Annotated in this window: 14 protein-coding genes and 1 other RNA gene; 10 read left to right on the forward strand and 5 right to left on the reverse strand. The window is 61.8% G+C overall.

Translation table 11 applies throughout. The features are described 5' to 3' along the window. The first annotated feature begins 125 nt into the window (after nucleotides 1–125). A complete protein-coding gene (locus Q9Q94_RS01210) occupies nucleotides 126–569 on the forward strand; it encodes a DciA family protein (RefSeq protein ID WP_305978197.1) in 444 nt (147 codons plus the stop codon). A gap of 155 nt (nucleotides 570–724) precedes the next feature. On the opposite strand, the gene Q9Q94_RS01215 is transcribed toward Q9Q94_RS01210, so the two are convergent. Beyond that, complete coding sequence (locus Q9Q94_RS01215; RefSeq protein WP_305978198.1) at nucleotides 725–913, reverse strand: hypothetical protein; 189 nt, start codon at nucleotides 911–913, stop codon at nucleotides 725–727. Further along, complete coding sequence (lpxC, locus tag Q9Q94_RS01220) at nucleotides 913–1,836, reverse strand: UDP-3-O-acyl-N-acetylglucosamine deacetylase (protein ID WP_305978199.1); 924 nt, start codon at nucleotides 1,834–1,836, stop codon at nucleotides 913–915. The genes Q9Q94_RS01215 and lpxC overlap by 1 nt, the downstream gene beginning before the upstream one ends. A 136-nt stretch (nucleotides 1,837–1,972) precedes the next feature. Between lpxC and amrB the strand changes: the two genes are divergently transcribed. The 9 genes from amrB (at nucleotide 1,973) to Q9Q94_RS01265 (ending at nucleotide 10,161) form a co-directional block, all read left to right on the forward strand. Next, on the forward strand, nucleotides 1,973–2,785 hold the full coding sequence (amrB, locus tag Q9Q94_RS01225; RefSeq protein WP_305978200.1) for an AmmeMemoRadiSam system protein B: 813 nt from the start codon (nucleotides 1,973–1,975) through the stop codon (nucleotides 2,783–2,785). Nucleotides 2,786–2,802: 17 nt separating this feature from the next. Further along, nucleotides 2,803–3,381, forward strand: a complete 579-nt coding sequence (amrA, locus tag Q9Q94_RS01230) for an AmmeMemoRadiSam system protein A (RefSeq protein ID WP_305978201.1) — start codon at nucleotides 2,803–2,805, stop codon at nucleotides 3,379–3,381. Then, a complete protein-coding gene (gene amrS, locus Q9Q94_RS01235) occupies nucleotides 3,381–4,454 on the forward strand; it encodes an AmmeMemoRadiSam system radical SAM enzyme (protein ID WP_305979461.1) in 1,074 nt (357 codons plus the stop codon). Before amrA ends, amrS begins: the two co-directional genes overlap by 1 nt. Next, nucleotides 4,451–5,143 (forward strand): alpha/beta hydrolase, encoded by a 693-nt coding sequence (locus Q9Q94_RS01240; protein WP_305978202.1) that lies wholly within the window; start codon nucleotides 4,451–4,453, stop codon nucleotides 5,141–5,143. The genes amrS and Q9Q94_RS01240 overlap by 4 nt, the downstream gene beginning before the upstream one ends. Before the next feature lie 71 nt (nucleotides 5,144–5,214). Further along, a complete protein-coding gene (locus tag Q9Q94_RS01245) occupies nucleotides 5,215–5,751 on the forward strand; it encodes a putative metalloprotease CJM1_0395 family protein (protein WP_305978203.1) in 537 nt (178 codons plus the stop codon). Nucleotides 5,752–5,946: 195 nt separating this feature from the next. Next, nucleotides 5,947–7,053: a pectinesterase family protein gene (locus tag Q9Q94_RS01250; RefSeq protein ID WP_305978204.1), complete on the forward strand. Its 1,107-nt coding sequence runs from the start codon at nucleotides 5,947–5,949 to the stop codon at nucleotides 7,051–7,053. A 143-nt stretch (nucleotides 7,054–7,196) separates the two neighbouring features. Next, a complete protein-coding gene (locus Q9Q94_RS01255; protein ID WP_305978205.1) occupies nucleotides 7,197–8,612 on the forward strand; it encodes a hypothetical protein in 1,416 nt (471 codons plus the stop codon). Between the two features lie 92 nt (nucleotides 8,613–8,704). Next, nucleotides 8,705–9,415, forward strand: a complete 711-nt coding sequence (aat, locus tag Q9Q94_RS01260; protein ID WP_305978206.1) for a leucyl/phenylalanyl-tRNA--protein transferase — start codon at nucleotides 8,705–8,707, stop codon at nucleotides 9,413–9,415. After that, a complete protein-coding gene (locus Q9Q94_RS01265; protein ID WP_305978207.1) occupies nucleotides 9,415–10,161 on the forward strand; it encodes an arginyltransferase in 747 nt (248 codons plus the stop codon). The genes aat and Q9Q94_RS01265 overlap by 1 nt, the downstream gene beginning before the upstream one ends. Before the next feature lie 162 nt (nucleotides 10,162–10,323). Here the strand turns inward: Q9Q94_RS01265 and ssrA are convergent. The 3 genes from ssrA to Q9Q94_RS01280 form a co-directional block, all read right to left on the reverse strand. Then, nucleotides 10,324–10,688, reverse strand: a transfer-messenger RNA (tmRNA) gene (ssrA, locus tag Q9Q94_RS01270). A 139-nt stretch (nucleotides 10,689–10,827) separates the two neighbouring features. Further along, nucleotides 10,828–12,114 (reverse strand): TRAP transporter large permease, encoded by a 1,287-nt coding sequence (locus Q9Q94_RS01275; protein WP_305978208.1) that lies wholly within the window; start codon nucleotides 12,112–12,114, stop codon nucleotides 10,828–10,830. Further along, entirely contained in the window at nucleotides 12,105–12,653 is a 549-nt protein-coding gene (locus Q9Q94_RS01280; RefSeq protein ID WP_305978209.1) for a TRAP transporter small permease, read from the reverse strand. The genes Q9Q94_RS01275 and Q9Q94_RS01280 overlap by 10 nt, the downstream gene beginning before the upstream one ends. Nucleotides 12,654–12,658: the final 5 nt, after the last annotated feature.

Below are 12,658 nucleotides of genomic sequence, written 5' to 3' on the forward strand. Positions count from 1 at the left end.
GGGCATTCTAACACGCCGCCCAAACACGCCTGACGGGGAATTCCGAAAGGCAAGCTCTCTTCGTTGCTTGCTTGCGACAGCGCAAACCGGCAAACCTGAACTTTCTTCATGTTGGGCCACACACCATGGCAACAAGCCCCATCAACAAATTTTTCATCAAGTCAGACGTTCTTTCCCGCCTGCAGGATCACGCCAACCACCTGATCCGCCTGCAGCGCAAGCTCGACGCAGCCCTGCCGGCCGCCTCGCGTGGCGCGGCACAGGTGGCCAACCTGCAGGACGGCGAACTGATCCTGCACGTCACCTCGCCGGTGATGGCCACCCGCCTCAAGCTCGGACTGGAAAGCCTCAAGGACAGCCTGCAGGCGGCCGGCGAGCCGGTCCGCAGCATCACGGTCAAGGTCCGGGTCAGCCCGTTCCAGGGCACCGGCCGGGAGGAAGAGGCCGAAGTTCGCCCGATCGGGGCCGGTGGGCGCGAAGCCCTGCAACATCTGGCCGAGGAGCTGAAACCGGATGATCCGCTAGCCAGGGCGCTGAAGCGCATGGTGGAGCGGAGCGCGAAGGAATAGCTCGGAGGCGCCGGAAAGAATGGCCGGAGACCCGCCTCTGCAAAGGATTTCCGGCACGCACTCCTGAAAACGCGCACCAGTAAAGGCGCTCCAGCACACCGACCCGAAGAAGGCCATCAACCGCGGCTCTCCGGGCATGTCTTGGAAATCGACGCTCAGATGATCGGCGCGATCAGCCGTTCGAGGATGAACAGGGCCATGAAGATCAGGGCCACGACCACGCCATAACGAAACAGGCTCCAGGCCCAGCGAAAGTAATGCGGCTGCCGCGACAGCATCCCCAGCCCGACGCATACCGCAATGGCCAGCAGCAGAAACAGGCCGAGCGCACGCAGGATGAACATCAGGCAAAGGCCATCTGGGTCGCCAGCTGGCCGCGCAAGGTTTCGGGAACGGCCTGATCGTCTTCGAAGCTGACGATCTCCCAGGCATCCTTGTCCTCCAGCAGCACGCGCAGGATCTGGTTGTTCAGCGCATGACCGGCCTTGTTGGCGACGTAATGCGCGAGCAACGGGTGGCCGCACAGGTAGAGATCGCCAATGGCATCGAGCACCTTGTGCTTCACGAATTCATCACCGTAACGCAAGCCGTCGGGATTGAGCACGCGGTATTCATCGAGCACGATTGCATTATCAAGACTGCCGCCCTGCGCCAGCCCCATGCCGATCAGCACTTCCAGATCCTGCACGAAACCGAAGGTACGGGCTCGCGCAACATCGCGCGAGTAACTCTGGCTGGCAAAGTCGATGGTCACATCCGTCGCCGTGTTGTCGATAGCCGGATGATTGAAGCGAATCGCAAAGCTCAGCTTGAAGCCATCGTAAGGCAGCAAGCGCACCGACTTATCGCCCTCCACATACTCGACGGCCTTCTTGACACGCAGGAAGCGCTTGGGCGCATTCTGCAACTCGAAACCCACCGATTGCAGCAGAAACACGAAGGGAGCGGCGCTGCCATCAAGAATCGGGATCTCCGGCGCGTCGACATCGACATAGCAGTTGTCCACGCCCAGCCCGGCCAGCGCGGACATCAGGTGCTCCACGGTGCCGATCTTGGCAGTCCCCTTCTGCAACCCTGAACACATGCGCGTGTCGACCACGGCATACGGATCGGCCGGCATATCAACCGGCGGATCGAGATCCACGCGGCGGAACACGATGCCGGTATCCGGCGCGGCCGGGCGCAGGGTCATTTCCACGCGCTTGCCGCCATGCAGCCCGACGCCGGTCGCCTTCACCACAGCCTTGAGGGTTCTTTGCCTGATCACGGTCGATATCCTGTTGTTCGCATGACTGAATTTGCGTCGATTCTAACATTGCGATGCGGACTGCCGGGCAGACGGACAGGGCATTGCACCCCTTTGGCTACCTATAATCAGAATAGTCTGACTCTCTCGCCCGATCATGGCCAACCAAGCTGTCCGCCCCGCTGCCGTCGCCGGTCTGTTCTATCCGGCGGATCCGCGCACGCTTGCTGCCCAGGTGCAATCACAACTGAGCCAGGCGGAGCATCCGGCAAGCCTGACGCCCCCCAAGGCATTGATCGTGCCGCATGCCGGTTACATCTACTCCGGCCCTGTCGCCGCCAGCGCCTACGCCCTGCTTGAGCCGCTGCGCGACAAGATCCGCCGCGTCATCCTGCTGGGGCCCAGCCATCATGTCGCCTTCGCCGGCATGGCCTTGCCTGGATGTTCAGCTTTCGCCACCCCGCTCGGCGAAGTCGAGATCGACAGCGAAGCGGTCTTCGCCATCGCTCAGCGCCCGGGGGTGACTTTCGACGACCGGGCGCATGCACAGGAGCATGCGCTGGAAGTGCAACTGCCCTTCCTGCAAACCGTCCTCGAACATTTCCGCATCCTGCCGCTGACCCTAGGCATGATCGAGCCTCACGCGGTGGCCGACCTGCTCGACACCCTGTGGGGTGGGCCGGAAACCCTGATTCTGGTGAGCTCCGACCTGTCGCATTACAACACCTACGCCGTCGCCCAGCGCGACGACCGCAGCAGCGCCGAACAGATACTGGCCCTAGCGCCACTCAATCACGAGCATGCCTGCGGTGCCTGCGGCATCAACGCCCTGTTGCTGGCGGCACGCCGCCATGAACTGACCCCGCAACTGCTGGATCTGCGCAATTCCGGCGACACGGCCGGTGACCGTTCGCGTGTCGTGGGCTACGCCGCCATGAGCTTCACCCCTGCGCAACGCAGTACGCACTGACGCTCCTGGAGGAAAACATGCCGGACCGACCTGCCGGGCCGAATCCTGAACACGACGCCGAGCTTGGCGCGACACTCCTCGCCCAGGCCCGCGCCGCAATAGCCACGCGGCTCGGCTTGCAGGCCCCGGACGTGCCGGATCATCCAGCCCTGCATGCTCCCGGCGCCAGCTTCGTCACCCTGACCCGGCACGGCCAGCTGCGCGGCTGCATCGGCCATCTTGAGCCCGTGCAGGCACTCGGCCCGGATGTGCGCGAAAACGCGCTGGCCGCAGCGTTCCGCGACCCGCGGTTTGCGCCACTGAGCACGGCCGAATGGCCCGGCATCGCAGTTGAAGTTTCGGTGCTCGGCCCTGCCACCTTCACTCACTGCCCGACCGAAGAAGACTGCCTGCGTCAGGTCGTACCCTTTGAAGATGGCGTCATCCTGACCAGCGGTTCATGCTGCGCCACCTTTCTGCCGCAAGTCTGGGAACAGCTCCCCGAGCCACAGGAATTCATCGCCCATCTGCTGCAGAAGGCCGGCCTGCCCGTCGCCCTGTGGCCTTCGGACATGCAGCTCGGGCGCTACCGGGTCAAAAAATTCAAGGAAGCATGATGAATCACCCTGCGCGCTGGTGGCACACGCTTGAAGACGGCCGCATCCAGTGCGATCTGTGCCCGCGTGACTGCCATCTGCACGCAGGCCAGCGCGGCGCCTGCTTCGTCCGCGAACGCGTCGGCGAAGCCATGATCCTGAACACTTATGGCCGCAGTTCCGGCTTCTGCATCGATCCCGTCGAGAAAAAACCCCTGAACCACTTCTACCCCGGCAGTTCGATCCTTTCCTTCGGCACGGCCGGCTGCAATCTGGCCTGCAAGTTCTGCCAGAACTGGGACATCTCGAAGTCCCGCGACATGGACCGCCTGATGGACAATGCCTCGCCACTGACCATCGCGCGGGCAGCACGCAGCATCGGAGCCACCTCGGTGGCATTCACCTACAACGACCCGGTGATCTTCGCCGAATACGCCATCGATATCGCCACGGAATGCCATGTGGAGGGCATCAAGACCGTCGCTGTCACCGCAGGCTACATCCACCCGGAACCCCGCCGCGAATTCTTCGCCGTGATGGATGCGGCGAACGTCGACCTCAAAGGCTTCAGCGACGACTTCTACGTCAGGTTCTGCGGCGCACACCTCGCCCCGGTGCTGGATACGCTGGTCTGGCTGAAGCATGCAAGTCAGACCTGGCTGGAAATCACCACCCTGCTGATCCCCGGCGCCAATGACAGCGATGCCGAAATTGCCGCGCTCAGTCAGTGGATTGGTCGCGAGCTCGGGGCGGACGTACCCCTGCATTTCACGGCCTTTCACCCCGACTACAAGCTCACCGACCGACCGCCCACGACGCTGGCCAGCATCCAGCACGCCCGCCATATTGCGCGCAGCGAGGGGCTTCAGCACGTTTACACGGGCAACGTGCACGACCCGGCCGGTGCCATCACCCATTGCGCGGATTGTGGTACGGCCTTGATTGCGCGCGATGGCTATGCAATCCTCAACTACCGGCTCACCCCTGATGGTCATTGCCCCGATTGTGGCGCCCCGCTGAGGGGGCACTTTGCGACGCAGGCCGGCAAGTTCGGCAACCGCCGCATTCCGATCCAGCTCGCCCCGCAAACATGAAACCGCTGCAACTGCGCCATACCGACATCCGCATCCAGGCCGAACGTGCCTGGCTTGATGCCCTGCTCTCCTTCGCTCCGGACGTGCGCGGTCTGATCATCTGTGCCGCGCCTTACATCGGCCATCTGCGCGACTCGCGCGACAACTACGCCGCCGGCATCCTGCGGGACGCCGGCTATGGCACGCTGATCGTGAGCATGCTCACACCCTACGAAGAAAGCCGCGACCCCGACGTACGCTACGACGTGGCACTGCTCGGCAACCGTCTGCAGGCGCTGCTCACCTGGATCGACCAGCAGCCATACCTGGCCGGGCTGCCGCTGGGGCTGCTGACCACCGGCACAGTTGCCGCCGCCGGCATCCGCCAATTGGTGCGCGAACCTGAGCGTGTCGGTGCCCTGGTCAGCCGTGCCGGCCGTGCCGATCTGGCCGGCGCCGAGCCTTTGCGCCAGCTGACGGTCCCCATCCTGATGCAGGTGCCCGGCGAGGCGCGTGAGCTGAGCAAGCCCAGCCTGCAAGCCTACAGCCTGCTCCGCGCCACCAAGCAATGGCACGAAATCAGCAACGCCAGCCTCAGCTTCATCGAGCCCGGCGTGCTTGAGGCCATCACCCGCGAAGCTTGTGAGTGGTTTGCGCTGCACCTGCCCGTCCGCAATCTCCCGCCGCCTGAAGGCCCCCCGCCTGCCTGAAAACCTGCCGCACCCTGTCCGCAAGGTCAGAGCTGACCTAGGCTGAAACAGGTGTTGTGCGGGGGGTCGGCATGATCTCCACGGTTTCGTCGTCAATGACCATCGGTTCGCTCTACGCGTCTGGCTCCGGGCGGGGAGATGCACGCGCCAGCGATGCCGCCGGATCAGACAAAAGCCAGGCCTCATCGGCCGAGAAAACCGCCTCACAGCAGAAAGCCGACGAACGCACGATTGCCGAACTGGCGGCCACGGACCGCAAGGTTCACGCTCACGAAGCCGCCCACCTCGCTGCAGCCCAGGGACTGGCCATCAGCGGCGCAAGCTTCAGCTACACCACCGGCCCGGATGGCAAACGCTACGCCGTAGGTGGCGAGGTCAACATTGACACCAGCGAAGCCAAGACCCCTGCCGAGACCATCATCAAGGCTGGCCACATCCGTCGCGCCGCGATGGCCCCGGTCGATCCTTCCGCCCAGGACCGCTCGGTTGCCGCCATGGCCGACCGCATGGCCGCCAATGCCCGCCTGGAACTGAACCGCGAACAGGCCGCCAGCTACACCCGCAGCAACACCCCGGCGCTGGGTTCGCAGGTGGATATAGCGGCCTGAAGAGCCGCTCCGGGCGGGTCTCTCCGGCATGCCTGTGCGCACAGCGCCAACGGGTGCGCCTGTGCGGCAAGGATGGCTGCAGACGTCCGCCACATGCGGCTCTCCAAAGCCCCGCCTGATACCGGGAACAACAAGCCAGCCAGTAGGCCCGCGAATGGCGCTATCCTCACGGCTTTCGTCTCACCGGAGCCTCCCATGTCCTTCACGCGCCGCAGCTTCCTCGCCCACGGCGGACTCACGCTTGCCGCCCTGTCCCTCGGGGCCTGTGCCAGCGCCCCGGCCAAACCCAAGGACCGCCCGGACGCCATTGTGGACGCCAGTTTCAGCGGCAAGCCGGGCAGCCTCGTTGCCGGCACGCCCACCTACAAAACCGTACAGGAAGCGCTTGACGCCACTTCAGCCTTTGGCAACTGGTGGATTCATCTCAAGCGCGGGCGCTACGTTGAAAAGCTCACCATCATGAAGTCCGGTTTGCGCCTGAGCGGCGAAGACCGCGACAGCACCGTCATCAGCTTCAATGCCTACGCCGGCCAGATGAAACCCGGCGGCGGCTTCTGGAACACCGACGGCAGCGCCACGCTGAGCGTACGCGTTGCCGATTTCAGCGCGGAAAACCTGAGCATCGAAAACAGCTTCGATTACCTCGCCAACATGGCCCGCGACCGCAATTCGCCCGACTTCATCCGTGCCGGTCAGGCCCTGGCGGTGTACCTGGGCGGTCAGGCCGACCGCTGCAGTTTCCGCAATGTGAAACTGCTCGGCTATCAGGACACCCTCTGCCCGTTTGTGGGTCGCGCGTATTTCGAGCACTGCGTCATCGCCGGCAATGTCGACTTCATCTTTGGCGGCGGCCAGGCCTGGTTCGAGGAATGCGAACTCCTCAGCCGCCCGGCCGGCTACGTCACCACCAAGGCCGGTTACGTCACCGCCCCCAGCACCCACATCAGCAAGAAATACGGTTTCGTCTTCAAGCGCTGCAAGCTCAGCCGCGAAGCTGGCGTGCCGGATGCCAGCGTGGCCCTCGGGCGCCCCTGGCACCCCAATGGCGCAGCGGACGCCATCGGCCAGTCCGTCTTCCTCGACTGCTGGATGGACGCCCACATCACCGCCGACGGCTGGGATTCGATGAGTAACACAAACAAGGCCGGCGAGCGCGTCACCTTCACCCCTGAAGACTCGCGCTTCTTCGAATCCGGCAGCAGCGGCCCCGGTGCAGCCACCGGCCCGAAGCGCTTTCAGCTCAAGGAAGCCCAGCGTGGCGACTTCACGCGCGACAAGGTGCTGGACGGGTGGAGGCCGTGATTGCCGGCGGGCCGGGACGGGATGCGCGCCCTGCCCGAAGAGGCATGTCTGGCACCCGCGAACCCCGCTAGACTCGGGCCGCCGTTTGAACAGGCTGGTGCTTTCAGCGCATCCATACATATAAAACACACACGGGGGAAAACATGAAACTGCAGGGACTCCTGTCAGCACTGATCATTACGTGCTGCATGACGATGCACGGAACAGCCAACGCCGCTCTGTCCTACATGACCAGCGGCGACATGCTGAAAGTCTGGGGCAAGGCAGAAATCGGCGACGTGGAGAAGTTCTCCGCCAAGCTGACAACGGACATCAAGACTGTCGTGCTGCAAAGTCCGGATGGCCCGAACTGGAGCCTGGCCCGTGATCTGGGAAAACAGATCGAAGAGCGCAAGCTGACCACCGTGGCGCACGGCGCCTGCAACACCTTCACCTGCGCCATGATGTTCCTGAGTGGCTCCCAGCGCATGTTCAGCGGCGCAGGTCGCGGCGAAATCCATTACGTGATGCTGAGTTTCTGGGAGGCCAACACGGGCAGCAATCACGGAGTAACTCCAGACGGGAGCACGATGGATGACGTACTGACCTGGTGGTCCAGCCACACCAGGCTGAGCGGCAGCGATCTGCGGGTGTACCACGAGTCGATGTTCTACAGCCGCGGCGGGGAATTCCGCTACGACAACAAGGTGTTTTTCCCGATTGACGCCAAGGTTTCGCCTGCCACGGCCCTGCACTGCTCGGGCGAAAAGGAAGGCAAGCTCGGACGCGGGCTCTATTTCTCGGAGTGCATGCCCGTCAAGGATGCCAGCGCACTGTCCAAGGGCATCGTGACCACAAACGAGCGCTTCAGCCATCCGGAACTGACCGCCCCGGCAGATATTCAGGCGCCCGGCCCCAGCAATTTTGCCAAGCTTGAGACGCCTCTCACTCTGCCGCTCAACGACAAATGCAAGGAAAACTACGCCCTCTTTCTGGCGCTTGATGCGCCGCGCGCCTTTGTGGTCGGCAGCGGTGGCGCGTGTACCATGCGCAATGCACAGTCACTCCGCCCCAACCACTTCGCCATGGATGCCTGCAAGAAGGCTGAAGGTGCCGGCGAGTGCCGTTTCTACGCAGTAGACGATCAGGTTGTCTTCACCCCATTTGGCCAAGCACTCCCTAAAGCCCCACAGATCAACACGACATCCACGCCGATGCCGGCCCCGACACTAAAGCCCGAACACGCGAGTCTGGCGCTGGCCAGGAATTATTCAAAGGAAACCGGCCTGACAGGCATCGCGGATCAATTCACACTTGAAGGCAAGATCGTGCTGTTCAGCACCTTCCGCTGGGAGCAGGTGGACTGGGCGCCGGGGCCACAAATCATGGAAGTCAAATGGTTCATCAATGACAAGCTGGTTCACACCTCTCGCAACTCAAAACTCAATTTCCAGAAATCTCCTTCGACTTTCTGGACGGCGCCGATGACGATCGAACTGGGAGCGGGCAAAGGCCGTGCGGACCTGTACGCTAACGGCGTCCTGCTCGGCAGCAAGCCTTTCATCATTACCGCCAACTGATTTGCCACGACAGCGACGCCAGCGGGCAGCCAAGGCTGCCCGTTTTCATTTTCTCCCGCACAATATCCGGAACCTTATTCCCCTCTAACAGCATGATCCCCTGCCTGAATCCCGAGCGCCCGCCCGCCTTTCCACCCGCGCACAAGGCGCTGCGTGACCCGGACGGCTTGCTGGCGGCAGGCGGGCTGCTGACGCCGGAGTGGATCCTCACCGCCTACCGGCAAGGAGTCTTTCCCTGGTTCTCCGCGGGGGATCCGATCCTGTGGTGGAGTCCGGACCCGCGCATGGTAGTGCAACCCGATGCAGCACGCCTCAGCGCCTCGCTGCGCAAGACCTTGCGACGCGGGCAATTTGAAGTGCGCTGCGACACAGCCTTCGCCGAGGTCATCAGCGCTTGCGCCGCGCCACGCTCCTACGCCGATGGCACCTGGATCGTGGACGACATGCGCGAGGCGTACTGCGCACTGCATGAACTGGGCTGGGCACACAGCATCGAAACCTGGGTCGATGGTGAACTGGTCGGCGGCCTGTACGGCATGGCGATTGGCCGGGCCTTTTTTGGTGAATCCATGTTTCACCGTGCCACCGATGCGTCAAAAATTGCGTTTGCCCATCTGGTGCGGCTGCTGGCACGCGAAAATTTCGCCATACTGGATTGCCAGATGAGTACGGCACATCTGGCTTCGCTGGGCGGATTTGAAATGCCGCGCAACGAGTTCGTCGCCGGGCTGACTGCGTGGACACGCAACGCCACCCCCGGCAAGTGGTTGTCAGATTTCGCGCAAACCCGTTGGAGCAGTTGATGTCGCAGTTGCAGGACCTTCCGTATTCATTGCTGCAGTTCTACGCTACGGCCCCCTATGAGTGCTCCTACCTGCCGGAGCGCGTGGCCCGCTCGCAGGTCGCCACCCCGGGCCACCTGATTGACAGCTTGCTGTATGGAGAGCTGGTGCGTGACGGCTTTCGCCGCAGCGGCGTCTACACCTATCGCCCTTATTGCGACCAGTGCCGGGCCTGTGTGCCGGTGCGCTTGCCGGTGGAGCAGTTCCAGGCCAACCGCAGCCAGGCCCGCGCCTGGCGCAAACATGCCGGACTGCAAGCACAGGAACTGCCACTGGAGTTCAGCGACGAGCATTACGCACTGTATCGCCGCTACCAGCACGCCCGTCATGCCGGCGGCGGCATGGATCAGGACGGGCGCGACCAGTACACGCACTTCCTGCTGGAAAGTCAGGTCGACACCCGCCTGGTGGAGTTTCGCGAGAATGGCGAATTGCGCATTGTATCGATCATTGATTGCCTGCCCGACGGGCTCTCCAGCGTCTATACCTTCTACGATCCGGATATCCGTGGCGCGGCCTACGGCACCTATAACGTGCTGTGGCAGACAGCCGCCTGCCGACAGATCGGCCGCCCTTACCTGTATCTGGGTTACTGGATCCGCGACAGTGCCAAGATGAATTACAAACAACGCTTCAGTCCGCTGGAGGGACGCGTCGGCGACCATTGGCAGATTCTGAGCGAAGAAGATTTCAGGAACCTCGGATAGCCGCTTCTGGCGGGCATCTCCCAGCCCCTGTCCTGCACAGCCTTTATTGAAGGGCCTCTCCGGCACGCCTACTCGCACAACCACGCCAGGAGCGGGTTTTCGGGTTGCCGAGTCGCATCGCCCCAGAACGACAAAAGCCACCCGAAGGTGGCTTGAGCCGCTTGGTGGAGGCGGCGGGAATCGAACCCGCGTCCGCAAGACTTCCACAACTGGATCTACATACTTAGCCGATCAATTTTTGTTTAACCCTGTGCTTAGCCGACCGGCAGGCCGACACAGAGCGAGTCACCTTGGTTTTAGCTCCGTCTCAAGTAACCCGAAACGGCACGAGTCCCTGTGAATGACACTGCTGTGGGTTTGACCCCACCTGACCCAGAGACCGATCAGTGCAGCGGCTTAGGCCTTAAGCGGCCAGAGCGAATTGCTCGTCGTTGGCGAGTATAGATTTCCAGATGGATTTACGAGGTGACTGGCCCTCGGTATGCACCACGTCGCTTCTTGACCCACGTCGAAGCCAGGTCGCCCCCAGCCCGAAACCGGTGTCAACGCACACCGGGAAAGCACTGTGATTCTAGCGGTTAAGTCCCCGCATGTCTTGGCCCGGACAAAGAAAAACCCCGCTCCTTGCGGAAGCGGGGTTCTGCTTGCAGCACCTCGATGCAGGGATTACATCCCCTTGGCCAGGTGTGGCAACCACAGCGACAACGCCGGGATATAGGTAATGACCAGCATGGTGATCACCAGCGATCCGTAGAACGGCCAGATGGTCCGCATGACTTGGCCCACAGAAATTTCGCCAATCGCGCAGCCAACAAACTGTGTGGTACCAACCGGAGGCGTATTCAGCCCGAGCGCGCAGTTAAGCAGCATGACGATGCCGAACTGGATCGGGTCCATGCCGAACTTCTCGCAAATCGGCATGAAAATCGGGGTACACACAAGAATGGTCGGGGCCATATCAAGGAAAGTACCGAGGATGAACAGCATGACGTTCACCATCAGGAACACAATCCACGGCTCAGCCGAAACAGAAGCCATCCATTCGCCCATGATATCCGGCACTTCATAGAAAGCCATGAAGTAACCGAAAGCGGCCGAGATCCCGATCAGCAGCAGCACGATGCCTGTAGTCTTGACCGACTTGGCCAGTGCGGCGATGAAGTTATCCCAGCTCAGGGAGCGGTATACCAGTCCCGTCAGCAAGAGCGAGTAGAGCACCGAAATGGAAGCAGCTTCCGTTGCAGTGAAAACCCCCGAAACGATACCTGCAAGGATGATGATGACCACGAACAAGCCAGGCATGGCCTTCACGAAAGTCGTCCATACGGCACCCCAGCCTTGCCATGCTCCTGTCGGGTAACCACGCTTGACAGCCACCCAATAGGCCGCAATCAGGTTACACACGGTCAGCAGCACGCCAGGGATGATACCCGCCAGAATCATGTCGAACACAGAGGCGGAGCCACCGGCAGCCAGTGTGAAGATGATGATGTTCAGGCTGGTCGGCATCAGCACGCCAACCAGTGCAGCGTGCGTCGTAACGTTGACTGCGTAGTCAGCATCGTAGCCTTCACGCTTCATCACCGGGATCAGCACAGCCCCCATGGCCGAGACGTCAGCCACGGCGGAGCCGGAGATACCACCGAACAGGGTACACGCCACCACATTGGTCATACCCAGACCGCCGCGCACATGTCCGACAAGCGCCTTGGCGAAATTGACGATACGGTCGGCAATGCCGCCATACAGCATCAACTCACCTGACAGGATGAAGAAGGGAATGGCCAGGAACGAAAATACCTGCATGCCGCCAACCATCTTCTGAAACACGACTGCTACAGGCAAGCCTTCGTAAGCAACCGTGATCAGCGAACACAGACCGATGGAAAATGCGACCGGCACCCCAAGAATGAGGAGCAGGAAGAAAGAAAGGGTCAGAATTGTCAGTGCCATGATGGTTCTACCTCGGTGCCTTTGATCAGGGCAATAATGTGCTCAATCGAGAACAGCACCATCAGGACGCCGCAAATCACGATCGGAATGAATTTGGTACCTTCCGGGACCCCAAGCAACGGCAATTTGATTTCCCAGTTGGTATGGGCAAGGAAAGTGCCGTAATAAGCCATGCAGGCGCCAAACACGGCCAGCAAAGCGTGAATCAGAACCTCAAGCTTGTGTCGCAGCCACTCAGGCGCAAGCACAAGGAAAGACTCCAGGCCAATGTGACCGGCGTCACGAACGCCAACCGCACAGCCCATCATGGTGACGTAGAGCACCAGCAGCATGCACAACGCTTCGGCCCATGTAGGAGTGTCGTTCAGAATGTAGCGGCCGAAGACCTGATACAGAACGGCAATGATGATCACGGCCAGACCTAGCACTGCAATTTGCAGGCAAAGCTTGGAGATGGCCGCGCAGAATTTTGTGTACATCTGGTATTCCTTTGCAACAGGGGGTGATACACCCCGGCACCCTGCGGCACCGGGGGTCATCAACG

The organism is Uliginosibacterium sp. 31-16 (assembly GCF_030730865.1).
Classification (GTDB): domain Bacteria; phylum Pseudomonadota; class Gammaproteobacteria; order Burkholderiales; family Rhodocyclaceae; genus Uliginosibacterium.